Genomic DNA, 25,985 nt, shown 5'->3' with positions numbered 1-25,985 from the left:
TAAAATCATTATTTATAGTGATTCTCTTCGTTTTGGTAAAAATTACATTTGCTCATATTAATATTATTCTACTATGTAATCACACGTAGGTACAGTTTAGAAATGTAGTGTCAAAAAAGCATTTTAACATAAATAAATCAGGTACATACTAACAGAAAGTAAAATAAATAGTTGTGACATTACCCCAAATACTACCCATTAACTAATAAAATTAATTTATGAATTACAGTAAACCGATTTTCTTTTCCTTTCTTTTTTTTTTCATTGGAATCTCCGTATTTTCACAAGTAACTACTGAAGGAAATAATGATTCTAAAACCTTTGCAACTGCAAATATTTACAGTTGGAACATTGACCCTGACCACAGAACGGGTCAAAAATTACCCATGCGGCTCATATATCCCAGGCCAGATGCAGAAACTCCTCTTTATGCATTGCACAGAAAAGCAAGTTCTAAATGGACATATAAAACAAGAATTTGTATTCAGGGTGGCGAAGCACCTTTTAAATATGAACTAATTTCGGGACCGGCTTCAGCTACTATTGTAGGTGAAACGGATCGTACTCAGGATCCTGTTACCGGACTTATTTCTCACAAAATACCAACAGATTACGCTACAGTTTTCTGGACAAATCCAAGTAATGCTGGTACTTTTTATGTAAAAGTAACTGATCAGTCAGGAGCAGTTACAGATGTTAAATGGACAGTACAAACTGATGAATCAGCCTTTGTGATTCTCGATCAGGAGAACGGAAATGATGCAAACGCAGGAACATGGAATAGTCCGTTAGCAAGTATACCGGAAGGATTATGGAAAAATAGTGACACTGATGCTACTTATGCAAATAAAATAGCTGTTTTTAAAAAAGGGACTTATCCTGTATATAGTACAGCATACAATACAGATTGTTCTATTAATGCAGGCGTAAAACCAAGATCTTTTCTGGCAGTTGAAAACGGTGTTGTTTTCGATACAAACGGAGGGCATTTTTATGTAAATACGGGTAATGTAGCTTTTGTTGGTATTGAATTTAGAGGATCCAAAACGAATGTCGAAAATAACAGAATTATACAAGTATCTGAAAAAGATTCAAATTACTTGTTCTGGAACCTGAAGTTTAGTAATCAAACCGATGGAACAGTAGCTAATGATAATCCATCCTGTATTGTATTTATGGACGACAATGTATATAGTCATAATATAGCAGTTGTAGATTGTGAATTACTGCCTACATCTGCTATACAGCTCATCTGTACTTTTGCTTGTGATGGAATACTTGTAGAAAACAATAAGGTTACTAATGTAAATCAGTCATTATCAAACGGCTCAACTTTTATTCATATTAAGGATGACTCAAAAAATGTAACCGTTCGGTTTAATCAGCTTTCTGGTAAAGCCCCATCCGGCATGATCAGAATGAGCAACCAACAACACGCAGGGATGCTTGCCTTTAATCAGGAAGTTTGCTATAATTTTTTGAAATCAGATATAATAGAGTGGGAAGCAGGTTTGATTATTTGGAATCAAAATGCTACAGAAACCAATAATGCCAGTAATACACATTGTTACAGAAACACAATTGTTTGCCCGAATTTTGCAATTTCTACAAGATCATGGAACGGAGGTGATAAAGTAAAACTTTCAGGGAATGCTTATGTTTCTGCAAATTTTTTATTTGGAGGCGTAGGATATGAAGAGACAGCTCCGGTAAATGTTAAACTTCTGGCCACAGATCTTAATTCTGATGGAACAATCAATAATTCTGCAGGTAAACGGGCTTTGTATGCCGGGAAAAATGGATTCGAAATTCTATCGATTCAGGATCCGGTTTTATCTGTAACCACAAATACTTTAAAAAAGTTCAACGTGTATCCAAATCCATGGAAGGATAAAAATTTGACAATTGAAGGACTGGATGATTCTTCAAATACTATTATTAAAATTTTAAACCTGCAAGGACAATTATTATATCAGACACAAACTAAAAGTGATGATTTTAAAATAGATAGATCAATTTTGAAATCAAGTGGAACTTATATACTGTGTGTAAGTCAGAATTCAAGAACAGAAACTTTTAAGATTATGGTTCCATAATTTAGTTAAGATGATAATCTTCCTGCGATACTTTAATTTTTTTAAATATCGCAGGTTTATAAATCAAGTGTTTCAATCTAATTTCAATTTTTATTTAATGAAAAATATTTTACTAGCTTTATTTCTGTCTTTTAGTATTTCAAATTACGGTCAATACACAAAGATTCCTGATGTAAATTTTGAAAAAAAACTCATATCGTTAGGAATCGATAGCGGAAATCCTGATTCCAGAGTTTTAACCACAGCTGTTACAGCTGTAAACTCACTGTCTGTAGATAATAGCAGCATAGCTGATTTAACAGGGATTGAAGCTTTTACGGCACTAAAGGAGCTTTATTGTTATTATAATTCATTAGAGAGTCTGGATCTTTCAAAAAACACCAACTTAATTATTTTGCAGTGTTATAACAACAGTTTGAATAATTTGAATGTTACAAAAAATGTAAGTTTGAATTATTTAGATTGTTCAGGGAATAATTTAACAAGTCTGGATGTTTCTGCTAATAATGAATTGAAGACACTGCAATGTGTTTTAAATCAAATTACAAATATAACATTACCTCAAAATGGTATTCTGGAAGAACTGCTATGTCACAGAAACCTATTAAATACGTTAGATTTGTCAAAATCGGCAAAACTGCTCAATCTATCTTGTTACACTAATAATTTGTCAAGTTTAGATGTTTCAACTGCTACTTTGCTAAAAAGACTGGACTGTTCTAAAAACCAATTAACCGCTATAAATATTTCTAATAATACCCAATTAGATTACGTAGTGCTGGGAAATAATACATTAAAAAGTATAGATGTCAGCGGCTGTAAAATGTTAACCTATCTGAGCTGTCCCACAAATGAATTGGTAAGTCTGGATGTTTCGCAAAATTTGATGCTTAAAAATTTATCTTTTTCATCAAATCTGCTTACTTCAATCAATATTTCTAAGAATGACAAGCTCGAAACATTACAATGTAATTTAAATAAACTGAGTGTTTTAGATATTCAGAATAATAAAGCTTTAATCAATTTAATCATTTCTAGTAATCAAATTGCAGCTCTTGATGTTTCTAAACAATTAAATTTAAACCGATTAGAGTGTGGGGATAATCTATTGACAAGTCTTGATCTTTCTAAAAATAAGATTTTGGAATTTTTAAAATGTGAAAACAACAAATTAACCACCTTGAATTTGAAGAATACAAATAATGCAAAAATTTCCTATTCGTTTAGTAACTATCCCAATTTTAGAAACAATCCTGATCTAAGCTGTATTTTAGTCGATAACCAAAGCTATTCTGATACCAATTGGAATGCTAAAAAAGACCAAACATCTAACTATTCACAAAATTGTAGTCTTGGAACGGATAATTCGGTTTTTCAGGAAACGGTTCTTTACCCTAATCCAACCCATGGTTTGCTTACAATTAAAAATGGAGTTTTAGACAAAGTCATAGTATATAATGTTTTAGGACAATTACAAAAGACATTTGTGTTTTTAAACAATACTGAAGACCATACCATCGATTTATCTGAACTGACAAAAGGTGCTTATATAGTTGTCTTGGAAAAGGACAATAAAACAGCAAGCCGAAAAATTATCATCCATTAGAATTAGCAGGAAAATAGGGATTTTGAAAATGACGGTCATCGTCGGGATCAAAAACAAACTATATTATTAATACCGGATCCAGATGAAAAAAATCATTTTACTCTTTTTACTTTTTAACGCTGTAATCTCTCACTCCCAAAACAAAAATATGAAATACGAATACGATCAGGAAAAATTAAATGGTGCCGGGCAGCGTGAAGGAGAATTAATTCATACTTCTTACAATGAAATGACAGAATACAAGCATTTGTATAAAGAAGGAAAATTAATTCAAGCAGAAAATTATCGTTATAATCTTGAGGGAATCAAACCTTTGATTGGCAAATACAAGAACGAAAAACCTTTTGAAGGATACTTTGTTTACAGCAATGAATTAGAAATTCCACTTATTGATTATTATGAAAACGGAATATTTAAAGCCCAATATACTTGTTCTTTGCTTGATTTAATGCAATATGAAGGACAGGAATTTAATTTAAAATTCACTAAAACAACTTATAAAAACAACAAACCTGATAATGGATTAGTTCATAAGGATGAATTTCGTTTGGGAGAAGCTCATCTTTTAGTATCTGAATATTATACGGATGGCAAAATTACAAACGCAGATTTCTGGATTATGGCGATGCATTATGCCGAATTGATTAAACTTAAGTTTTTGCCAAAAGGTTATACAATTTATAAAGAAAGTTTACCAAACGTAGAGGATGAAGCAATTGATAATAAATTTAGAAGTATTACGGTTGAATTTGAAGACTCAAAAAATGGAAATGTACTTTTTGAGGTAGAGAATAAATTAATAGCAAAATCTCAATTCAGTTATTCTGATATATCTCAAAAAATAAAACCTTCAAAAGGATTTATATCTTACTTTTTCTTCAATGATGACCAAATTCTTATGGCTCAAAATGTTACTCTGGAAAACAATAAAGAGTTGTATAAGGAAGCTTACGGGCCAAATTCTAATCTAATTTCGCAGGTTTTTTTAATGATGAACAATCAGCCAATTCCTTATTTTTCGAATGAAGGCAAAAATGATTATTCGCTCGTTTTAGAATTAGATGAAAGCATCAATACCCATGTAGCACTATATGTTGACGAAAAAGGAAATCCAGTCAGAGGATTTTTAATCGAACAGCAGTCAGATAAATATAAATACATCCAGTATGAAGATTCTAAAATAGTTTCCAAAAAGGATTCATTGACTTTAGAATCCCTGAAAAAATTAATTCTAAACGCAAAGCAACAATAACATGAAAAATTTTGAAAAAATAATCGATCAGGAAGTACTGGATTTTGCAAAAGATAATACAGGTAACTATAATTTAATTGCCGATAAAATAAGATCATACTTTGGGAGTAGTTACTCAAAGGGAGTTGACTTCTATTATTTTAAATCGTTTATAGAAGGCTTAATAAAAAAATACATAGATCAGGCCATTGAGGAATACAAAATTTCAAAAAGCAAAAATCTTAGGATGCAAATCATCGAGATTGCAGATTATATGCTTGACAGGCGTTATGATGTAATGATTTCTTTGGATGAGGATGAAGCTTTTCAAAAGGTTTTGGGATATGCAACTGATTTTTTGAAAGGTGGAGACTTTTTATTTTTTCAAAAATTATATGTAAACAGTCAATCACTTTATGCATTGGTAAAAGCGTATTACAATCCAAAATTTAAGAGTGATGTGGTTTTGTTTTTTAAAACAGCGTTTGATTATGCTAAAAATTACGCCAGAGACAATGATAAATTAGGTACAAGCACAAGTGCAGATCCAGATGGGGAAACCTTATTAGAACTGGTTCAGGCTATTTCGTCTTTTAATGATGAAGACAAAGAACAATTTGCCGGTATTGTATTTGAAATTTATACCTACAGCTCCCATAAAAAAAGAAGGTACGAAATGAACCAGGCATCGGGCTTTATGGCAATTCAGTTAACTTATTTTCAAACCACTTTTGATATTAATGTTATAATAGATGCTATTGAAATAACAGGTAAACATTCTGCTGATGATACCTTCGTAAAACAGACTTGGTATGCAAAATGGTTTTTTGAAGAAAACACAAAAGAAGCATTCCTTTATTTTCAAAAAAACAGCAATCCAATATTCGCCGTTTTTGCTTTAACAGATTTAGGTTTTAAAGAGGCACTTCCATTATTTATCGAAAAGAAAAAAGAAGAAGAAAATCCTGTAATGTGGGAAATTTATAATGAAGCTATTCAAAGGCTTCAGTCCGGTTATATTCCCAAAAAGAAGGAAGACAGAATGATTTGGCTAAACGGAAACCTGACTCCTGCACAAAGGGCTCTGGGTGCAGAAAATGATAATGTTTTTGTAGAACGTGCAAAACAAAAAATAGCTATTGATGATACGGTATATGAAACTGATGAAGACTAATTTGTGAAAAAAAAAGAAGAAATATAATTCTCCTCTTGAAACTTATTTTAATTCTGAATATGATTACTTCTTTCTCCCAGCAAGCAAAAATGAAATATACTTTAGAAGAATTAAAATCTAAGCCAAAACAAGAACTGATTGATATTTCACTTGATATTCTAAAGGAAAAACAGCCTTCTTTAGTACTTAATTCTGATGATTTTGAAACTACTGCATGGAAAAACGGTACAGAAATACTAATCAAATTTAGAAGATACATTCGGTTTATCCCATTAAATGCTGAGCCGAATCAATATTATGACATCACCATAAACCTGATCACAAAGCAAATTTTGCCGTTTGAATCCGGTTATAATTTTAGTTTTTATATTCCATCAGAAGAAGATAAAAAGAAACTGAATTTTATCAAACAAAAAACAGATTTTCAAAAAGATCCGTATTCTGAAATAACCATTACCGAAAACATGGATTATTATTGGATAAGTAATTTTAGTAAGACTTCCTTAAATAAGTTTTTTATAAAAAAGGGTAACCGCTTTAAATCGGCTATAATGCAAAATACATTTTCAGAATTTCGTCCTAAAGCTGTTTTGGAATCTATTTATGAACAGGAAGAAAAGATTCAATTTTTTGACGAAGAAGAAACGACTCAAAAAACAAAAAAAGCTATTATTGAGATGGGAATTACGTTACTGAAGGAAAAACATCCTTCATTGATATTTAATTTGGATGATTATGAAAGTAACATTTTAGGGGACAGTAAAAATACTCTGGTTGAATTTAAAAGGATTATACGCTATGTCCCTTTTAGAACGGATCCTGAAAAACGTTTTTCGTACGATATAACAGTTAATTTAAATACGAACGAAATTGCTCCTTTTGATGATTATTTTAAGTCGGAGTTTTATATTGAAACCGAAGAAGATAAAAAGGCAATTGAATTTATAAAGAAAAATTTTGGAGGGTTTTCTGCCAGTTTTGAAAATACAATTCACGAAGGCGAAAAAGACTATTCTATAACCAGTACAAATAAATATTCATACGGGAAATATGTTCTAAATAAAGAAACAGGTGAAAAAAAGGCAATGTTGCAAGGATCTTATGTGCCAATGCCAGCACCAAACGGATTTGAAGATTTGAATATATTTACAGAAATAAATAATTAAAAAATGACTAAAAATTACAGTTCTTATAAAAAAACAAAAGAGGTTTATTTTGGTGGAGACCTTGCTTTTCCTGTTGCAGTAGTATTACTGGCTGCTCTTATCACGTATGGATTATTCTATTTTTTTGGTATTACAGTTGGAATTATTTTTAATGTGGTTATTTCCTGGTGCCTCTATTTTTTCATATATTATTTTGGAAAATCAAATACAGGAATAACTTTTGATTTTTTATTAGGTGTAGCCTGTATATCCGGAGTGCTGCTATTTGTTGATTATGGAGTTTATACATTGGTTGTTTATCAAAAAACAGGGATGTTTAATAAATTTTACTTTCAGTTATGGCTCTGTGTTTTATTTAGTATTCCAATAGCCTATTATGCTTTTCTTCATGGAAGTTATTATTTGGCAGAAAGATCCATGGCAACAGAATATTTAAGAGTACCACTCAAAATACGTCATGACAGGGAATTGCTTATGTATATTGACAATATTCAGTTTGTTAATACTTCAAGGCGAGCCATGTCAGATATTAAATTAGAGAAGCCTAATTGTTTTTATTCGGAATCTGAATTAAATAAAATGGATAGCAGCAATAGAAACTATTATCTCGTAGAAATTATTTATAGCGAGATGATACATATGCCTTTTGGTGCAGATTCTCTTTTGATGTCCTGGTATTCTGTTATTGAAGATAAATATTATGATATTGAATTACCTTTTCCATTTGAGAAACTCACAATCGAACAGGAAAAATATCCCACAAATGTCTCCAAAGTTTTGCGTGGCAAGAAAACCAAAAGGTTAAATCTGCATATACATGCCAATGGCGGAATCCGTCTTTTTAACGATGATATGGTTTTAATAGATCTTGAGGAAAACATTCCAACTGTTATTTCAGAGGAGGTACGAAATGAAAAAATAGACCTTCACCGCCAGTCACATGATCATTACAGCAATCCCAAAGCTTTTTTGAATTTGATAGAAAAAATTAAAACTTCAGGAGGAATTGAAGAGCGATTTTTGATACAAAACAAATTGATTCCCTGGCGAATGAATATCTCTGGACTTAGAGGGAATAATTATCTGGATGTTGATGATGTTTCATTTAGTGAATACAAAAGTGAAATCGCTGAAATGGAAATAGATAAATTGCGATTTCTGCCCAAACAAATCGGAATTGTGTACAGAGGAAATTATCTGTACGATTGGCTCACTCTAATCATCAATAGCCAGAAACTCTTTCAAAGTATACAAAAACTGACAGACGGAAATGATGAGGTTGCTGTTAGGTTCGATCTTAATTTTGAAAACGGAGACGAGAAAGATTTACAATTTAGAATCATTGCAAATGATAAATCCATATTATTTGGTGATTGGGAGATTCAGGTTAAAAAAGACCGCAAACAAGATATGGTGGATCATTTGCTTGATAGTGATGAAGACCAGCAAAAGCGATCGCTATATAAAGAAGCCTGGGATTTGGTGTTTGATAAACAATACGATCAGGCTCAGGAAAAATGTGACATGATTAAGGCAATAGATCCAAGGTATGGTTTTGCTTATTTTCTGGAAGTCAGATTATTGTGGTATAAAGAAGGATCGAAAGCCTGTTATGCCAAAAAAGATTATTTTATTGCAAAAACGCAGCATGAACCGGCTGCTCTGGCACATATGCACAATAATTACGGATGTTTATATGATCAGGAATCCCGATATGAAGAATCCCTGGCTGAGTTTGAAAAAGCAATTGCAAACAATCCTAAAGAAGGAATTTATACCTGCAATCTTGCAGAGATTTATTGCAAATTGAATAATCCCAAAAAAGCTCTTGAAGCTGCAGAAAAATCTAAAAAAGCAGGTCACCAGTCTACTACATTAAATGCAATTTTAGAAAGCAAAGGCACACGTTATGTATAGCAAAATCACTACAAATAGTGACAGTTGAGAAAATCAATAGATCTAAATTTGATTTCAAATTGTAAAATATGGAGAAGTCAAAAATGCTGTCTAATATTGAAGCCCGTAATAAAAATATCTGGAAACAAGTAAATAAAGCCGATTCAGAAATAATTGACAGTTTACTGGTTTCGCCTGCCGATGTCCAAAAGAAACTGAATGAGATTGATGATGAGACGATATTAAATCAGCTTACAAATGAACTTCAGGAATCATTTGACCAGATAAACAGCCAGTCCAAAACATATGAAGCCGTAAATTATGAATGGAGGTATGACAGTTATGATTTAGAAAATCGTGCTATTGGAAATGCATATGAAAAATGTACGCATAATTTTTTGTCAAATTCTGATACCGGACCAGATAATAACTGGATTGTTCTTGATTCTGATAAACCTCTACTAACTGGCGAACCGTTGTGTCTAAAAAGTTTATCAGCTTATCTTGTAATGAAATCCTGGTATGGTGAATTGTTAGTAGAGAATCAGAAACCGGAATATGAAGCTGATGATTACGATAATCCCTATATACTAATGTTTGATGAATTATTTAAATTAAAATTCTTTAGCTTAATTAGATACTGCTTACTCAAATATAACAGGAGTGAAGCCCGGTTATTTTTGTGTTGCTCTATTTGGATACTGCTATTCCGGAATTCAGGAATATATAAGTCAATCTTGATTAGTCATGCTAAATTATGAAAAGATATAAATTATATAAAAAAGCAGAACCTGTCTGTTGCAATTTTGAAGAATTACTGAGCCATATTATTTTGCCATTAGTTATAGCTTCTTATGTTTCTTATCCGTTTTTATACTTTCTAGGTTTTGAGTATGCTCTTGTTTATAATGGTATTCTTGCTGTTATTGCGACTTATTTCTTTGATGGGCTGAAGAAATTCATACCAATATTAAATGACAGGGATACAACAGGTTTTAAATCGGTTTTTTACTCTTTTGTTTCTTTTTTAATCATATTAAGCAGTTTATTAATTACCGGTTTCGGATTTTATTTATTGGTTTTGTATCAAAAAAATAATGAATTCAACATCTTTCATTTTTATTTCTGGCTGCTAATTTTATTTGGTTTTCCGCTGTTTTATTATGGCTTTAGATCAGGTCGGTATTATTACATAAAAAAACAGCAGGACGAACACTTTGTAAATATAGTGTTAGTTATTAATCATGATCTGGATCTTTTTCTAGCTATAGATAATATTCAGTTTGTAAATACGGCAAACAGAAATTCTTCTGATATAAAAATTACGAATAACATACAATCATATTCTCAAAAAGAATTTATTGCAATGAAGACAAAAACCAGACATTATTATGTTAATAAAGAAGGTTTTAGAGAAACAGTCCAGATTCCTTTTAATGCAAATATCATTTTATTATCATGGTTTTCATACGCTGAAAATAAATATTATGCTGTAGAATTTCCTTTTCCTTTTGAGAAGCTTATTGCACAGCAGGAAAAATCTTCGACAGATAAATTTAAAATATTTAGAGTCAGGGAAACAGAACCTTTATATCTCCATCTTTATTTGAATGGAGGAATCAGATTTTTTTATAAGAATGTAATATTAGTAGACATTCCGGTGAATAATGAAAGTGCAGTTAATGGTAAAGATAAAAAGTTTTTTTTTGATTTGAATGCAACGATTAAAGAGTCCTAAATAAAATACAATAGAAATTTGAGATAGAATCATAAGAACAGACTAAACTAAAACCGTTGGATGAAATTAAAAAATAAGTGTCAGGCTGAGTCCATTCGTCTTCGCTCAGGATAAACTTAGTCGAAGCCCTTTGGTGTTCAAAAGCCTTCGACTCCGCTCAGGATGACATCAATTCCTTAAGTTATAAATGATGTTTTACTCCCGATTTTATACTTTATTATAATCAAATCAATTTTTTTAATCAATTTCACCCAACGGGTTAGACTAAATATTTTTTAATGCAAAACTTTTATATTTTCATTACCGTTTTATTATTGACAGTATTTCTTTTTGGACGAATTCATAATTCATCAAAGTACAAATACCTTTTTCGGAATAATATATTAGGCAGTTCCAAAAAGTATGAGTTATCTCCTGTACTTCGGGGACGAGTTTATTATCCTAAGTATTTTTATATTCCGTCGTTAAAACAATACATGGTGTATTCAGATTTGGACGAAAGCGGTTCTTTTAGAATTTACCAAATGACAAGTAAGCCTTACGGAAAGGCTTATTCGTTACTGGACGAAAATGGAAACAATATTATTACCTTCGAAACACCTCTAAGTTTTTCTTACCGAAGCGGTTATTTTTACGGACCGGCTTCCTATATTCCGTTTTTAGAGACCGGAAAAAAAGAAGAACATCCTTATCATCAAATACATAATTCAGCTCTGGATTTAGGACGAAGGGATTTTGAAAAGCTTTTTATAAAATTATACGCAGCTGCTGAATATACAGAGTTTGTAAATCTTCGGGTTTTGGGAGATCAAATTCATGAAGCAGGGATTGTTTTTAAAATAGGAGGTAAGGTTGAAATTTTATTATCGGGTGTCAATGATAGTCGCATGATCCGTAAGTTTCAGGAAGACAAGACAATTAATAATTTCGGTGATTATTATCTTCCCGATATTCCAGCTGTAGAAACTTTTCCACAATCGAATCCGTCCATTGAAATGATTTGGATGCGGACAAATGACACAAATCCTTTTGTGCATTGGCGTACAGGTTTACATTATGAGTTTCGTATAAAAAAATACATTAATACTTATAATTCCGGCTGGCAGGGTATTATGAAGATTGCAGGTATCCCTATTTACGTACCCGGTGAAACTTCGGGTACGGTATATGTACGTTTTAGAACGAAAGGGGAATCTTTTCGAATAAAAATTTTAAATGTTGAAAAATTCGGACCAGCCTATAATTTAGGTCTCCGAACCTTTAAGGTACCCAAAAATCTCCGTACAAAGAATTCTCTGGTGTTTATGGAATCTGTACAAAATTGTGGAGATAACCGTTTAGGAGGAGGTGTATTTGTGGTTCGTCCCACTACAAATATGAATGCATCTGGCGATATTCCGCCAGGCATGACAGAAGACCATTTTAATACATTACCCTTTACTTTGCAGGAAGCACTGTTGTATCCCGAAACAACATCATTAAAAATAGTTGATCATAAACACATGGGATGGATTCCTGAAATTGAAAGATTGAAAAACCTTACTCATTTAGAAATAAGCATTAAAATGGATGAAATTCCTGATGCCATTTCCAAACTTCCCAAATTGCAGCATTTGAAGTTTTTGAACTGCAAAATTCAAAAAATCTCGCCTCAGCTGGTCCAACTTACAGAACTAAAAGAGTTGGATTTATCTTCAAATAAACTGACTCAGTTTCCGGAAATAGTTTTAGAACTCAAAAAACTAAAAAGACTGGATATTGGAGACAACGAAATTTCAAAGATCCCCGATAATATTATTATTTTAGAACAATTAGAGCATCTCAATATAACCTCAACCCATGTTGCAGCACTTCCCGAATCAATGATTGGGATGAAAAAATTATATGTTGCCAGCGATACTAAAATACAAGATAAATTACCGAAATCGTACAATCATTTATTTGATTATAAGAAAACATTGCCTGATTATTTAAAAAATACTCATTAAATCTTAAACAGTTTCTAAGATAAAATAAAAATCATTGGTAAAAATTTAGCTGATATTTTTTGGTTAGAATAATTTCGACGAATACTTTCTTAAAATGTAAAATCATCATTTATAGTGATTACTGATAAAAAACGCAGCATTAGATTTGCACAATAAGTTTTAAAAAGTAATTAATAATAAAAAATTAAATCATGGGTTTAGCAGAAAAACGTTTAGCAGAATCAATTAAAGTAGAAAAAATTCCGGCTTTTGAAGCAAAATTAAAAGACAAAGCCGGATATGATATCAAAGTAGATGTGGATTGGAATACATTTACAGCATATGATGAATATCCGCTTTCTAGATTAGACATCGTTTTTGATGATTTGGAATCATTCGTGAAAAGAATATGTTCTGATGACATGGGAAAAGAGGCTTTACAGGAAAAAATGTCAACTATTCATTTAACAAATTCAGATAACAATGATGATGTAAAAATGGAACTTAAAGACAATACATTATCTTTAACAGTTCAGTTGGTTCAGGGATCTTTTAGCTCTCAAACCGATTCTCAAATTGCAGATTACGTAGAAAAGTTATTATAAATGATTCAATCTTATAAAAAGAATCTGTTTATAGAATTTTCAGGCTGGTTTATAAAACTTGCCGATTTTGCTGATAAGGCAGAGGACGTTTACAGTTTGCCTAAACTAGAATTGTTATTGCATACCGGAAATGTTATTCGGGGTTGTATTATAGGATATGACAGAACCAGACAGGAAAAACTATTGATGGTTATAGGAATTCCAGATGCTAATCCAAAACCTGAAGTTACATTGGTTCCGGGTTCTCAGGTTGCAGCGATAACTTTTATGGATGCCGATACTACGCTAAGGGTTCTTGAGCCTAATTCTGTAGTCAGCACTTTAGAATTAAAGCGTACCGCCAAAAAAGCCGAAGAAGATTTAGAAAAAAGTACAACAGAAAAAATCAATTTGGTTTTAGATACTGATAATTACCCTGAAAATAATAGAAATATTGTTCTGGAAACCATAAAATTGTTACCCTCAATTTTTGAATCTTTACTTGAAGATGAATTAGGAAAAAAAGCAGTTATTGAAAACATAAAGAATATTAAAATTTCAATAGCAGAGGGTAATTCAATTGTTTTAGAAAATAAGGAACTTCATATCAAAATAAGTTCTGTATACAAGTTTCCACACAAAGAAAAAGAAAGAATCAAAAAACAAATTGAGAACGCTTTGTAATGATTTTTTTCAATTTAAAATAAAGGGTTATTCTGAAATATTTTGGAATAACCCTTTTTAATTCTAATGGTTATCACAATAATACAATATGTTTTATTTCCTAAGACAAAATCTTTTTGAACAACAGAATATGGTACAGCTTGTTGGCCATACTTCAGAAACAGGAGTGCTGAGCTGGATAGCCGGTCATAAGTTTGCGGCACCGTTGAAACCTCAAAGCTTAATGATTGATTCTAAGCATGGCAATAATTTTCCAGATTTTTTTGATACCACTGTACCGATAATGTCTAATCGATTAATAGCTTCTTTGGTTACTCTCGGTGTTGATAATATGGATACTTATCCTGTTGTACTGCATAACAATGTTTCTGGCCAAGATGTGTTTGGGTATTCCGCAGTAAATGTTATTGGTTGTATTGATGCAGAAAAACTTGAAGGTTCAGAATATCGCCTTAGATTTGGAGAACCATATTTTACTGGTGCGATTGTTATAGATGAGCTGAAAGTACGTGATTTAACTTTTTTTCGCACATTATATGGTCCAGGATTTATAGTTATTTCTAAAAATATTGCCGATGCACTTAAAACTGAGTCCTGGTCAGGAATTTTATTGCAAAAAACCGAGGATTATGAAGGAGTGTAAAAGCATATAATAAAGGTTTTATTACTAGCTATAATCAATCAACTAATCCGTTTTCGACTGCATATTTTACAAGTCCAGCCGTATTTTTTGCATTCAGCTTGGATAATAAATTACGTCGATGCGTATTAACTGTGTTAAAACTGATAAAGGTTTTTTCGGCAATTTCGGCTGTATTATATTCTTGCGCAATCAAAACTAAAATCTCTTTCTCTCTAGAACTTAGTTCAGTAATAGTAGAGATTTGTTTTTCTATTTTTTGGCTGTTATTCAAATATTGCTCTTCTACTTCTTTAGAAAAATAATTTTTGCCATCAGCAACACTGTAAATTGCTTCTAATAATTCTGCCTTTTCAGCATTTTTCAATAAATAACCATTTACACCAATTCTGATTAATCTTGAAATTATTTTAGCGTTACTGTGTGTACTCACAATTATAATTTTTATAAAAGGATATTCTTTTTTTAATATTTTGCTTAATTCAATTCCGTCCATTTCTGGCATACTGATATCCAGAATTACCATATCTGCATTTTGAATTTTTAAAATATCCAAAACTTCAATGCCATTTACCGCTTTGCCAATTATTTTTATCCCCGATTCATGTTCAATTAGTGATACAATTCCTTGCAGGAACATCGTATGGTCATCAGCAATAATAAGTTTTAATTTTTCCATTAATTCAATAATTTGGGGTTATAATTTGGTTAGATTATCAAGTTGTTTTTTTACGTTAATTCCTTTTGTGATATCATTCTCCGTGTTTGATATTAATAAAACAGGAATTTCAATATTGGCAATCGTACCTCTTTTAGGTTTAGAGTCTAATACAAAAGAGCCATTTAATTTAGCTATTCGGTTTTCTAAATTTATAAATCCAATGCCGGGCTTGTAATTTTCCGGATTAAATCCAATACCGTTATCTTCAAATAAAATATTCAGGACATTTTCAATAAGGTTGAGCTGTAAGTCAATTTTTGAAGCTTTTGCATGTTTTATGGTATTGGTCAGAAGTTCCTGAATTATCTTAAAAATCTCGATCTGTATTTCTTCATTTAAAGCATCAATTTCTTTTTTCGGGTATACTGTAAAATCCGTTTTGATATTACTGGCTTCACCAATATTATTAAAATAGGATTCTAAAACTTCACAAAATTTGTGATGTGTAAATTTCTTGGGAATCAATGTATGCGATAAATTTCTGACCTGCTGGTAAGTTTCATCTAATAAGGCAGTAAGATTTTTAATTTTTGGAGAATTTGAAATTACTAAATGATTCAATTGAAGTTTTATGGCAGCAAGATTACCGCCAATGCTGTCGTGTAATTCCTGTGAAATACGTTGTCTTTCTTTATCCTGCCCGCTAATAGCTGCCTTTATCAATTTTAATTCCTGATCTTTCAGGAGATTATTGATATTTTGACTACTTATCTCAGCCTGCTGAATATTTAATAATCGTTGCGTTTTAAGTCGTTTATAATATTGCAGCAATAAGCCAATAATAGGAATCAAGACAATAAGAAATCCAAAAACAGTTAACAATTTGGTTTCTTTTTCCTGTTTAATTTGAAGTGATTTTAGCTGTTGGTCTTTTTTTAACAGAGATATTTCGCTTAGTTTTTTTTGAGATGAATTTTGAAAAAAAAGTATAGTATTTTCAGTTATCTTTTGAGAAATTTCTTCCTGAAGATTCATGTTCTCAATAGCTTCTTCCTGTTTTTCGAGTTTTAATTTCTTGGTTGTATTATCAAGTTGTAAAAAACGTATTTCTTTTTCCCTTTGAGCTGTTTTGTATTTAATCTCGAGCTCTTTGATCTCCTTTGCTTGCTCAATTTTACTTATCGAATCCTTTACTTTGGTTGATTTAGTCAGATAATCGAAAGCACTTTTATAATCTTCCTGTAAAACAGCAATTTTTTTAAGCTCATCATAACAATAGGCCTGATTATCTAAATAACCAAAATGGATGGCTTTTTGAAGAGCATGCGAAAAAACGTCTTTTGCTTCCTTGTATTTTTTTAAATCAATGTAGGTGTCTCCAATATTTTCACGGGCAATTAAACCGAATCGGTTTAATTCATTTTTATCAGTAATAGATATAACTTCATTATAAGCTTTGATGGCATCATCTGTTTTTTGCTGTAATTGATAATTTACACCAATACTAAGGGTAATTGAGGCTTCGGCTTGCTTATTATTTGTTTTTTCGCTGAGTTGTTTTCCTTTATTATAATAATAATTGGCTTTTTCATATTCTTCTAAGTCAGAATAGATATCACCAATATTTATATAACTTCCTAGGGTTATTTCTTCATCTTTTTTATAGTCTAAACATTCTTTATATAATTTTAGAGCATTTTTGTTATCTCTTAATGCTTTATAACAAGTGGCTAGACCATGTAAGTTGGTATAGTATAAATTGGTTTCTTTGTATTTTTGAGAAACGTCAAGCCCTTTTAAATGCCATTTTTTGCTTAGATCAAACAATCCTTGCTTTTTATAATTTAATCCCAACAAATTGTATCCTAAACAAAGAAGTCTGTTTTTTAAAGAATCATTGGTTATTTTGTTACTGTATTTTAGTGCCTGATTGGTATAGTAGTTTGCTGAATCTAAAAGATCTCTTTTGTTATAATAATAAGCTTGTAATAAAATAGCACTGGATATATTTGTGGGATACGTTGCATTTTTTAAAAAAGTTTTGGTGTTTTTGAGCGCTTTTTTTTCATCTCCGCTATTGTATAATTTATAGAGGGCTGTAACGGTTTTTTCCTCGGCTTCGGGAGATTTTTTTACAACAGAAAATTGTTTTTTATTATGACCATCGATTTGTGCAGACAAACAGACTGACATCACTGAAAAGAGTAATAAAAAGAAATATTTAAAGTTAATAACCATTAAAATTAATTGAAAAAATAAAATTAAAGTACTGAATATCTGTTGTTTATTTGTTCTTTGAAAATTTTCATAAAGCATATAAAAATAAGGTAAAAAGTGTTGATAATCTTTATTTTATGTAAAAAAAACGCCTAAATTAGTTAAATAATTTAGGCAGTATAATTCAGTCAAAAAAAACTTTAAACTGTATTTAAAATTAAAATTATAGTACTTTTTAAATAAATTCTATAAGGAAAAAAGTTAGTATTACAATAAATTTACAGTAATCAAAAATTAATGAAATCATGAAAAAAAAACTATTCATCTTAGCTGCATTGTTTATAGTTTTTTCCTGTGCAACAAATCCAATTACAGGAAAAAAGGATCTTAATTTTGTTTCCAATAGCGAACTATTCCCTTCATCTTTTCAACAATATAATACCTTTTTAAAAGAAAATAAAGTAATTACGGGAACTGCAGATGCCCAAAAAGTGAGTGCTGTTGGAGCAAGAATAAAAGCTGCAGCAGAAAAGTACCTAACTTATTTAGGACAAACACAATACCTGAAAGATTATCAATGGGAATATAAGTTAGTAGAAAACAAAGAAGTTAATGCCTGGTGTTTACCCGGCGGTAAAATTGTAGTTTATTCGGGTATTTTGCCTATTACACAAAATGAGTCAGGTTTAGCTACTGTTATGGGACATGAAGTTTCACATGCATTGGCAAATCACGGTGCTCAAAGAATGAGTGCTGCTCAATTACAGCAATTAGGAGCAGTAGGAGTTGCAGTGGCTACTGGAAATCAAAGTGCTGAAAATCAGGAAATGTGGCAAAAATATTATGGATTAGGATCAGAAGTAGGAGTGATGCTGCCTTTTAGCAGAAGTAACGAAAGTGAGGCCGACAAAATTGGTCTAACACTTATGGCGATTGCCGGGTATAATCCTGATGATTCAATTGCGTTTTGGACAAGAATGTCTGCTAAATCGGGAGGCTCCGGAACTCCTGAGTTTTTAAGCACTCACCCGTCTGATGCAACCAGAATTGCTAATTTAAAATCACTAATTCCGCAGGCAAGAGAAACAGCTGCAAAAGTTGGAATTATTAGAATATAAATTCCTCAGGAACCTCATTCAGGTCATAAGTAAACTTTTGGATCAGGATTTTATTTTGAATATATTCATCAAAACTCATGTTTTTATCAAAAAACAAGATTATTTGAGGTGGTACGTTGTAATCCATCCTGTGAATAAAATTCAAAATTTCTGACTTTTGAATAGCTGAATTGTCAATTGAAACGATATTGCTCTGTTTTTTAAATCGAAGAACAACTTTATTATTTTCAGTTGGCTTTCCTTTTTTATAATATACTTTCGTGAAAGGTAAAAAGGCTAAGTTCTTTCCGATAAAATCAGCATAAGAATAATAATTCTCGGCTTTTTCGTTTTTGTGTGCACTATCTTTGCGTTTCTTTTCCTGTAATTTTATAATTTCAGGAATTACTAATTTTAAAGGCAGACGTTTGTCAATATTGAAAATCCAGTTAGTTGAAATTATGCTGTTTTTTCGGTTTACTTCTGCTAAAGTATCTTTCCCTTCAATTTTAAAGAAAATATAAATTGGCGAATGGTCCTGAACATCTTTTACAATTGAAACATTTGATTGTGGTAATAAAACATCCTTTTTTTCTTCACATGAAAAAAGGACACAGATAAAAATTAAACAGAAGTATTTCATAATAATTTAACTCATTTTAGTAAACAAAGTAACACATTCCATTGCTTCTTTAACATCATGAACCCGAAGAATTTTTGCTCCTTTTGTCAAAGCAATTGTATTTAGAAAAGTTGTTCCGTTTAAGGCTTCCTGTGGTGTAATATCAAGTGTTTTATAAATCATTGATTTTCTTGAAACTCCTGCTAATACAGGTAATTCGAGCAAATTGAAAAGTTCCATTTTCTGCAAAACTTCATAATTTTGATCTGTTGTCTTAGCAAAACCAAAACCAGGATCCAAAATTAAATCGTTAATCCCTAAACTTCGGGCCTTTTTTACTTTTTCAGAAAAATAGAAAAGTATTTCTTTTACAATGTCATCATATTGTGTAAAAGTTTGCATGGTTTGTGGATTTCCACGCATGTGCATCATAATGTACGGAACGTTATAATGCGAAATAACCTCAAACATTTTATCGTCTAATTCTCCAGCTGCAATGTCATTTATAATTGCCGCACCACTTTCTATACTGGCTTTAGCGACTTCAGATCTAAATGTATCTATTGATAATAAAGTATCAGGAAAATGTTTTAAAATTAGTCTAATTGCAGGTACAATCCTTTCTATTTCTTCTTGTTCCGAAACAAATTCTGCACTTGGTTTGCTGGAGTAAGCGCCAATATCTATAAATGTTGCGCCTTCAGAAAGCATCTTATCTGTTTGCGATATAATGTCGTCTTCATTTTTATATTTTCCTCCATCAAAAAATGAATTAGGAGTTATATTTAAAATCCCCATTACTTTAGGAATTGTTAAATCAATCAAACGGCTTTTGCAGTTAATAAACATTTTCTTTTTATTTTTATTTGTTTCAGTTTTTAAGCTTCAGGTTGCACGATTAACAATTTGTTTAGAAAAAACTTGAAACAAAGAAAACCTGAAACTTGAAACTATTTAATTTAATCCTTATTTTTGAACAAATTTTAGCAAATATACAGCAATAAATGAAGAATACTTCCTTAGAATTTGATAATGTAATTACGGTTTGCCGTACCTTATTTATTAATAAAATGAAAGATTATGGTAGTGCATGGAGAATTTTAAGACTGCCATCACTGACGGATCAAATTTTTATAAAAGCACAAAGAATCAGAAGTTTACAGGAAAACGAAATCCGTAAAGTTGATGAAGACGAAAAAGGAGAATTCATCGGAATTATTAATTATTCGATAATGGCCTTAATTCAGTTAGAATTGGGAGTTGTAGAACAACCAGATCTGGATATTGAGAAGGCAACGGAATTATATGATGCTAAAATTAAATTGACAAAAGAATTAATGGAAGCCAAAAATCATGATTATGGTGAGGCTTGGCGTGAAATGCGTGTAAGCTCACTGACTGATTTGATTCTTCAAAAACTACTTCGCGTAAAACAAATTGAAGATAATAAAGGTAAAACTTTGGTTTCTGAAGGAATTGATGCTAATTATCAGGATATGATCAATTATGCTGTTTTTGCATTGATTTTAAACCCAATTAAAAAATAAAAACCTCAAATAAATCCAATCCAGATTCATTTGGATATAGATATACCTACTTTAAATTATGAAAAATTTCATTACTCAATTCTCAAGAATATTTGTCGGCGTACTTTTTATCATCTCTGGATTAATTAAACTGAATGATCCGGTTGGTTTCTCTTATAAATTAGCCGAGTATTTTAGCGAGCCGGTTTTTAACATGCCCTTTTTAACGCCTCTTGCTTTAGGGTTAGCAATCTTTTTGGTGATTTTTGAAGTTGTTTTGGGTGTAATGTTATTAGTTGGTTATAAAACAAAAACTACAATCTGGAGTTTACTACTTTTAATAATTTTCTTTACTTTCTTAACTTTTTATTCTGCTTACTTTGATGTAGTTAAAGATTGTGGTTGTTTTGGTGATGCCTTGCATTTAACTCCTTGGGAATCATTTACCAAAGATGTTGTTTTGTTATTCTTTATTCTGATTTTATTCTTCAATCAGAAATTAATAAAACCACTATTTGCAACTCCAAAAACCAATTTTGCAGTTTATTTAAGTGTCGTTTTATGTGCATTTATGGCTGTATGGGTTTTAAATCATAATCCAATAAAAGATTTCCGACCTTATAAAGTAGGAACAAACATCGAAAAAGGAATGGAAATTCCGGAGGGTGCCCCAAAATCTGTAGTTGAAATGATTTTTATCTATAAAGTAAACGGTGTTGATAAGGAGTTTACCGAAAAAGATTTAATGAACATCCCTGAAGGGGCAACATTTGTTGATCGAAAAGATAAAGTAATAACAGAAGGCTACGTACCACCTATTCATGATTTTACAATGACCAAAGGGGGTTCTGATTATAAAGAAGAATTACTGAAAGAACCAAAATTACTGGTTTTTGTAACATATGATTTGGCATTGTCTAATCCTGATGGTATGAAAAACTTAGAAAAATTAAATATCGAAGCCAAATCTAAAGGATATAAAGTAATTGCAATGACTGCGTCAACTAATGAAATAATTGCAAAAACTAAAAAACAATATGGTTTAAACGTTGATTTTTACTTTTGTGATGCAATCGCTTTAAAAACAATTGAAAGGTCTAATCCAAGTATTGTTGTTATTCAAAATGGCACTATTATTCAAAAAGTCCATTATAATGATATTGAGAAATTGACATTGTAACCCTGCTGTTTAAAAAGAATTTAAAGCCATAAATGTTTCATAATTAAGTTGTTATTGCAATTTGTTTTTTTGTACTTTTGCTGCAGTTTACAAAATATATGTAGATTTTGAGTTATATTTTAAAATATAAATGTTTCAGAATTATAATTTTATCTTCATATTTACGTTCTAATGCAGATTAAGCCCTTAACATACATGTTGAAAAAAATTACTCTGTTTTTTTTGTTTTTAAATGTTTCCTTCTCTTATGGACAAATAGGAGGGCGGTATACATATCAATTTTTAAATTTAACAACTTCGCCAAGACAGGCGGCTTTGGGAGGAAAATCAATTACCATTTATGATGAAGATGTTAATCAGGTTATGTTTAATCCGGCAACATTAAATGCAGAAATGGACAATAACTTGGCAATGAATTACGGTAATTATTATGGTGAGGCTTCTTATGGAACTGCTTCTTATGCTTATACTTACGACAGACATTTGCAGACATTTTATATAGGAATGAGTTATATAAATTACGGTATTTTTGAAGGATATGATGAGGATGCTAACGCCACTTCAGATTTTACCGGAAGTGAGGGAGCTCTTGCAGTAGGTTATGCATATAATATTCCATATACAGACATACATATTGGAGCAAATGCAAAATTGATCACATCAACTTTAGAAAGTTATAATTCTGTTGGCGGTGCTTTAGATTTAGGTTTTTTGTTCATTGACGAAAGAAATGATGTAAACTGGGCATTGGCAATACGAAATATAGGAACTCAGTTTACCACTTACTCAGGCATAAAAGAAAAATTGCCTATGGAGATTATTGCAGGTGTCTCACAAGAGTTAGATCACGTGCCTATTAGATGGCATTTGTCTTTAGAAAATTTGCAGCAATGGAATATTTCTTTTTCGAACCCAGTACGTGGAGAAGGTAATAGTGATGGTTCGTCTCAGGAGGAAAAAGTTTCTTTTGTAAATAATGCTTTGAGACATGTTATTTTTGGAATAGAGCTTTTTCCTAAAAAAGCATTCAATATTCGGTTAGGTTATAATTTCAGAAGAGGACAAGAATTAAAAATTGAGGAACAACGTAATTTTTCAGGGGTTTCACTAGGTTTTGGATTAAAAATGAATCGATTAAAATTTAATTATTCGTATTCTAAATATACGTTAGCAGCAAATACAAGTCTTTTTGGTTTAAATATTAATCTTCAATAATAATTTTATATGAAAATATTTAATTTAATTTTAATTGTAATTATTTCTGGTTTATTTATCAGCGCTAAACCTTTTTTTAAAGATGAACCTAATAGTCTGGAAATTGAAAGAATTAATTTTAGAATTGATGAAATGAAATCAATGTTGAATGCCAGTTCTAAATACAACTCTAAAATTGCATTTTTTATTGATATGAGAATTCCATCCGGGAAAAATCGTTTTTTTGTTTATGATTTACAGAACAATAAAATTTTAGATCAGGGGCTTGTTGCCCATGGATGTGGTTCTGAAACCGGAATTATAGGCAACTTAAAATTTAGCAATGTGCCAAATTCAAATTGCACTTCGCTGGGAAGATATTCTATTGGAAATAATTATAATGGAATTTTCGGAAAAGCATATCGACTCTCTGGTCTGGATGAAACCAATAGTAATGCATTCAAGAGAGCTATTGTTCTGCATTATTATTCGGCGGTGCCATACGAAGAACAAGATCGTTACATCAGCCGCAGCCATGGTTGCCCAATGGTGAATGAGCAATTTTTTAAAAGAATTGAAAAAATTATTGATTCTTCAAAATCAAACATACTTTTAGATATTTATTATTAAAATTAATAAAACTCCATAATTTAAAACCACCACTTTGAGAAATATTACCATTGCTATTGATGGCTTTTCATCAACCGGGAAAAGCACTTTAGCAAAACAATTAGCTAAGGAACTTGCTTATGTTTATGTAGATACTGGAGCAATGTACCGGGCGGTTGCTTTTTTTGCAATGAATAATAATTTTATTAAAGCCGATTTTTTTGATAAAAAAGCTTTAATTGATTCACTTCCTAAAATTCAATTGGAGTTTAAATACAATTCTGATTTAGGTTTTGCAGAAATGTATCTGAATGGTGAAAATGTTGAAAAACAAATCCGTACTATAGAAGTTTCCAGTTTTGTGAGTAAAGTTGCAGAAGTTTCTGAAGTTCGTTCTAAATTAGTAGAACAACAAAAGGAAATGGGAACTAATAAAGCTATCGTCATGGACGGAAGGGATATTGGAACTGTAGTTTTCCCTGCTGCAGAACTCAAAATTTTCATGACAGCTAGTGCAGAAACCCGTGCGCAAAGACGTTTTGATGAACTACAACAAAAAGGTGATAAAGTATCTTATGACGAGGTTTTAAAAAACGTTGTCGAAAGAGATTATATAGATACACACCGTGAAGATTCTCCATTGGTAATTGCTGAAGATGCAATAGAAATTGATAATTCTTACCTAAATAAGGAAGAACAATTTGCCGCAGTTTTAGAATTAGTAAATGAAGTTGTTAAAAAAGTTTAATTCTTTGTAGATTTCATTTTTAATAGTAGTTTTACCGCTTAATCATTTAAAGACAAATACTATTATGAGTATAAAACTAAGGCTTACAATCATGAATTTTTTGCAGTTTTTTGTATGGGGAATATGGTTGATTTCATTAGGGGGATATATGGGGCAGGTTTTTGGTCCTTTAGAAGGAAGTAGTATTGGTTTGTCTATTGGCAGAACATATGGTTCAATGGGCTGGGCAAGTTTATTTATGCCGGCTTTACTTGGTATTATTGCAGATAAATATCTCAGTGCACAAAAAGTATTGGGAATTTCACATATTATTGCCGGAGTTGCCATATATTTTGCAACCAGAGCAACCAATTCAACAGAAATGTACTGGATTATTTTTGCAACAAGTTGTTTTTATATGCCAACTATAGCGTTAAACAATTCTGTAAGTTATGCCGTTTTAAATAAATTCAGTTTTGATGTTCAAAAAACTTTTACCCCAATTCGTGTATGGGGAACTGTAGGTTTTGTAATAGCCATGTGGATAACTGATTTAACGGATTGGAAATCGAATACGCTTCAATTTGTTTTTGCCTCGGTATCTATGATTATTACAGGTCTTTTTTGTTTTACGTTACCCGATGTTCCTGCAGAAAACAAAAATAGTAATCAGTCGCTGACAAGTAAATTTGGCTTAGATAGTTTTGTACTTTTTAAACAAAAGAAAATGGCAATATTCTTTGTCTTTGCTATGTTACTGGGTGCTGCATTACAAATTACGAATATGTTTGGTGATACCTTCATAAGGGATTTTGGTTCTAATCCGGAATATCAGGGGACTTTTGGAGTAGAACATTCTGTTTTTATTATTTCGCTATCGCAAATTTCAGAAACGCTGTTTATTTTAACGATTCCATTTTTCTTAAAGCGCTTCGGAATTAAACAAGTGATGATTTTTAGTATGATTGCATGGGTTTTACGTTTTGCATTATTTGGAATAGGGAATCCAGGTTCAGGAGTTATTTTTCTCATATTATCAATGATAGTATACGGAATGGCATTTGACTTTTTTAATATTTCAGGATCACTATTTGTTGAAAAACAAACAGACAGCAAAATCAGATCCAGTGCTCAGGGGCTTTTTATGTTAATGACTAATGGTATAGGAGCTATAATTGGTGGTGAGCTGGCAGGACGAACAGTAAGTTATTTTACAGTTGGAAATAAAATACAATGGCCAAATGTATGGTTTTCATTTGCGGCTTATGCGTTTGTTATTGCAATAGCTTTTGCAATTTTGTTTAAATATAAACACGATCCAAAGGAGTTAGAAAGTTTAGAGCATTAATATAGAGACAAAAAAATCCCAC

23 protein-coding genes are annotated in these 25,985 nt (G+C 31.3%); 19 read left to right on the top strand and 4 right to left on the bottom strand.

What is annotated here, in order from left to right; translation table 11 throughout:
• Positions 1-218 precede the first annotated feature (218 nt).
• From BXU10_RS20400 to BXU10_RS20345, 12 genes are all read left to right on the top strand, one after another.
• Positions 219-2,096, top strand: a complete 1,878-nt coding sequence (locus BXU10_RS20400; RefSeq protein ID WP_078229350.1) for a T9SS type A sorting domain-containing protein — start codon at positions 219-221, stop codon at positions 2,094-2,096.
• Between the two features lie 97 nt (positions 2,097-2,193).
• Positions 2,194-3,702, top strand: coding sequence for a leucine-rich repeat domain-containing protein (locus BXU10_RS20395; protein WP_189328111.1), 1,509 nt, complete (start codon positions 2,194-2,196; stop codon positions 3,700-3,702).
• Positions 3,703-3,784: 82 nt separating this feature from the next.
• Positions 3,785-4,954, top strand: coding sequence for a hypothetical protein (locus BXU10_RS20390; protein ID WP_123922067.1), 1,170 nt, complete (start codon positions 3,785-3,787; stop codon positions 4,952-4,954).
• A 1-nt stretch (position 4,955) separates the two neighbouring features.
• Complete coding sequence (locus BXU10_RS20385) at positions 4,956-6,107, top strand: hypothetical protein (protein WP_078229347.1); 1,152 nt, start codon at positions 4,956-4,958, stop codon at positions 6,105-6,107.
• 89 nt (positions 6,108-6,196) lie between these two features.
• Positions 6,197-7,273: a hypothetical protein gene (locus BXU10_RS20380; protein WP_123922065.1), complete on the top strand. Its 1,077-nt coding sequence runs from the start codon at positions 6,197-6,199 to the stop codon at positions 7,271-7,273.
• A gap of 3 nt (positions 7,274-7,276) precedes the next feature.
• On the top strand, positions 7,277-9,190 hold the full coding sequence (locus BXU10_RS20375) for a M48 family metallopeptidase (protein WP_078229345.1): 1,914 nt from the start codon (positions 7,277-7,279) through the stop codon (positions 9,188-9,190).
• Positions 9,191-9,258: 68 nt separating this feature from the next.
• The gene (locus BXU10_RS20370) at positions 9,259-9,930 is read left to right on the top strand and encodes a hypothetical protein (protein WP_078229344.1); all 672 of its coding nucleotides are present in this window, start codon (positions 9,259-9,261) and stop codon (positions 9,928-9,930) included.
• Positions 9,927-10,907 carry a hypothetical protein gene (locus tag BXU10_RS20365; protein ID WP_078229343.1) on the top strand — a complete coding sequence of 327 codons (981 nt, stop codon included), beginning with the start codon at positions 9,927-9,929 and terminating at the stop codon, positions 10,905-10,907. The genes BXU10_RS20370 and BXU10_RS20365 overlap by 4 nt, the downstream gene beginning before the upstream one ends.
• A gap of 278 nt (positions 10,908-11,185) precedes the next feature.
• Positions 11,186-12,895, top strand: a complete 1,710-nt coding sequence (locus BXU10_RS20360; protein ID WP_078229342.1) for a leucine-rich repeat domain-containing protein — start codon at positions 11,186-11,188, stop codon at positions 12,893-12,895.
• 191 nt (positions 12,896-13,086) lie between these two features.
• On the top strand, positions 13,087-13,479 hold the full coding sequence (locus BXU10_RS20355) for a hypothetical protein (RefSeq protein WP_078229341.1): 393 nt from the start codon (positions 13,087-13,089) through the stop codon (positions 13,477-13,479).
• A complete protein-coding gene (locus tag BXU10_RS20350; protein ID WP_078229340.1) occupies positions 13,480-14,142 on the top strand; it encodes a hypothetical protein in 663 nt (220 codons plus the stop codon).
• 88 nt (positions 14,143-14,230) lie between these two features.
• Complete coding sequence (locus BXU10_RS20345) at positions 14,231-14,785, top strand: hypothetical protein (protein WP_078229339.1); 555 nt, start codon at positions 14,231-14,233, stop codon at positions 14,783-14,785.
• A gap of 34 nt (positions 14,786-14,819) precedes the next feature.
• Here BXU10_RS20345 and BXU10_RS20340 read toward each other — a convergent pair whose 3' ends face one another.
• Entirely contained in the window at positions 14,820-15,461 is a 642-nt protein-coding gene (locus BXU10_RS20340; protein WP_078229338.1) for a response regulator transcription factor, read from the bottom strand.
• Positions 15,462-15,479: 18 nt separating this feature from the next.
• Entirely contained in the window at positions 15,480-17,681 is a 2,202-nt protein-coding gene (locus BXU10_RS20335) for a histidine kinase (protein WP_078229497.1), read from the bottom strand.
• A 284-nt stretch (positions 17,682-17,965) separates the two neighbouring features.
• On the opposite strand from BXU10_RS20335, the gene BXU10_RS20330 reads away from it, so the two are divergent.
• Positions 17,966-18,778: a M48 family metallopeptidase gene (locus BXU10_RS20330; protein WP_078229337.1), complete on the top strand. Its 813-nt coding sequence runs from the start codon at positions 17,966-17,968 to the stop codon at positions 18,776-18,778.
• On the opposite strand, the gene BXU10_RS20325 is transcribed toward BXU10_RS20330, so the two are convergent.
• On the bottom strand, positions 18,768-19,400 hold the full coding sequence (locus BXU10_RS20325) for a hypothetical protein (protein WP_078229336.1): 633 nt from the start codon (positions 19,398-19,400) through the stop codon (positions 18,768-18,770). The two genes, BXU10_RS20330 and BXU10_RS20325, sit on opposite strands and share 11 nt — an antisense overlap.
• A gap of 6 nt (positions 19,401-19,406) precedes the next feature.
• Positions 19,407-20,228, bottom strand: a complete 822-nt coding sequence (folP, locus tag BXU10_RS20320) for a dihydropteroate synthase (RefSeq protein WP_078229335.1) — start codon at positions 20,226-20,228, stop codon at positions 19,407-19,409.
• Positions 20,229-20,383: 155 nt separating this feature from the next.
• Between folP and BXU10_RS20315 the strand changes: the two genes are divergently transcribed.
• The 6 genes from BXU10_RS20315 to BXU10_RS20290 all read left to right on the top strand — a co-directional run bounded on the left by BXU10_RS20315 (position 20,384) and on the right by BXU10_RS20290 (position 25,963).
• On the top strand, positions 20,384-20,926 hold the full coding sequence (locus tag BXU10_RS20315; RefSeq protein ID WP_031456569.1) for a DUF1599 domain-containing protein: 543 nt from the start codon (positions 20,384-20,386) through the stop codon (positions 20,924-20,926).
• Between the two features lie 58 nt (positions 20,927-20,984).
• A complete protein-coding gene (locus tag BXU10_RS20310) occupies positions 20,985-22,085 on the top strand; it encodes a BT_3928 family protein (RefSeq protein WP_078229334.1) in 1,101 nt (366 codons plus the stop codon).
• Between the two features lie 195 nt (positions 22,086-22,280).
• Positions 22,281-23,300, top strand: coding sequence for a type IX secretion system protein PorQ (gene porQ / locus BXU10_RS20305; RefSeq protein WP_078229333.1), 1,020 nt, complete (start codon positions 22,281-22,283; stop codon positions 23,298-23,300).
• A 9-nt stretch (positions 23,301-23,309) separates the two neighbouring features.
• Entirely contained in the window at positions 23,310-23,909 is a 600-nt protein-coding gene (locus BXU10_RS20300; protein ID WP_078229332.1) for a murein L,D-transpeptidase catalytic domain-containing protein, read from the top strand.
• 34 nt (positions 23,910-23,943) lie between these two features.
• Positions 23,944-24,636, top strand: a complete 693-nt coding sequence (cmk, locus tag BXU10_RS20295; RefSeq protein WP_031456565.1) for a (d)CMP kinase — start codon at positions 23,944-23,946, stop codon at positions 24,634-24,636.
• 64 nt (positions 24,637-24,700) lie between these two features.
• Positions 24,701-25,963, top strand: coding sequence for a nucleoside permease (locus BXU10_RS20290; protein WP_078229331.1), 1,263 nt, complete (start codon positions 24,701-24,703; stop codon positions 25,961-25,963).
• Positions 25,964-25,985 lie beyond the last annotated feature (22 nt).

It is taken from the genome of Flavobacterium sp. LM4, assembly GCF_002017935.1.
Classification (GTDB): Bacteria; Bacteroidota; Bacteroidia; order Flavobacteriales; family Flavobacteriaceae; genus Flavobacterium; species Flavobacterium chungangense.
This window is presented reverse-complemented; position numbering and strand designations above follow the sequence as displayed.

Bases quoted from the DNA above. Each gene is read 5' to 3' on its own strand.
- BXU10_RS20400 (WP_078229350.1), top strand. From the start codon at position 219: ATGAATTACAGTAAACCGATTTTCTTTTCCTTTCTTTTTTTTTTCATT.
- BXU10_RS20395 (WP_189328111.1), top strand. From the start codon at position 2,194: ATGAAAAATATTTTACTAGCTTTATTTCTGTCTTTTAGTATTTCAAAT.
- BXU10_RS20390 (WP_123922067.1), top strand. From the start codon at position 3,785: ATGAAAAAAATCATTTTACTCTTTTTACTTTTTAACGCTGTAATCTCT.
- BXU10_RS20385 (WP_078229347.1), top strand. From the start codon at position 4,956: ATGAAAAATTTTGAAAAAATAATCGATCAGGAAGTACTGGATTTTGCA.
- BXU10_RS20380 (WP_123922065.1), top strand. From the start codon at position 6,197: ATGAAATATACTTTAGAAGAATTAAAATCTAAGCCAAAACAAGAACTG.
- BXU10_RS20375 (WP_078229345.1), top strand. From the start codon at position 7,277: ATGACTAAAAATTACAGTTCTTATAAAAAAACAAAAGAGGTTTATTTT.
- BXU10_RS20370 (WP_078229344.1), top strand. From the start codon at position 9,259: ATGGAGAAGTCAAAAATGCTGTCTAATATTGAAGCCCGTAATAAAAAT.
- BXU10_RS20365 (WP_078229343.1), top strand. From the start codon at position 9,927: ATGAAAAGATATAAATTATATAAAAAAGCAGAACCTGTCTGTTGCAAT.
- BXU10_RS20360 (WP_078229342.1), top strand. From the start codon at position 11,186: ATGCAAAACTTTTATATTTTCATTACCGTTTTATTATTGACAGTATTT.
- BXU10_RS20355 (WP_078229341.1), top strand. From the start codon at position 13,087: ATGGGTTTAGCAGAAAAACGTTTAGCAGAATCAATTAAAGTAGAAAAA.
- BXU10_RS20350 (WP_078229340.1), top strand. From the start codon at position 13,480: ATGATTCAATCTTATAAAAAGAATCTGTTTATAGAATTTTCAGGCTGG.
- BXU10_RS20345 (WP_078229339.1), top strand. From the start codon at position 14,231: ATGTTTTATTTCCTAAGACAAAATCTTTTTGAACAACAGAATATGGTA.
- BXU10_RS20340 (WP_078229338.1), bottom strand. From the start codon at position 15,461: ATGGAAAAATTAAAACTTATTATTGCTGATGACCATACGATGTTCCTG.
- BXU10_RS20335 (WP_078229497.1), bottom strand. From the start codon at position 17,681: ATGGTTATTAACTTTAAATATTTCTTTTTATTACTCTTTTCAGTGATG.
- BXU10_RS20330 (WP_078229337.1), top strand. From the start codon at position 17,966: ATGAAAAAAAAACTATTCATCTTAGCTGCATTGTTTATAGTTTTTTCC.
- BXU10_RS20325 (WP_078229336.1), bottom strand. From the start codon at position 19,400: ATGAAATACTTCTGTTTAATTTTTATCTGTGTCCTTTTTTCATGTGAA.
- folP (WP_078229335.1), bottom strand. From the start codon at position 20,228: ATGTTTATTAACTGCAAAAGCCGTTTGATTGATTTAACAATTCCTAAA.
- BXU10_RS20315 (WP_031456569.1), top strand. From the start codon at position 20,384: ATGAAGAATACTTCCTTAGAATTTGATAATGTAATTACGGTTTGCCGT.
- BXU10_RS20310 (WP_078229334.1), top strand. From the start codon at position 20,985: ATGAAAAATTTCATTACTCAATTCTCAAGAATATTTGTCGGCGTACTT.
- porQ (WP_078229333.1), top strand. From the start codon at position 22,281: ATGTTGAAAAAAATTACTCTGTTTTTTTTGTTTTTAAATGTTTCCTTC.
- BXU10_RS20300 (WP_078229332.1), top strand. From the start codon at position 23,310: ATGAAAATATTTAATTTAATTTTAATTGTAATTATTTCTGGTTTATTT.
- BXU10_RS20290 (WP_078229331.1), top strand. From the start codon at position 24,701: ATGAGTATAAAACTAAGGCTTACAATCATGAATTTTTTGCAGTTTTTT.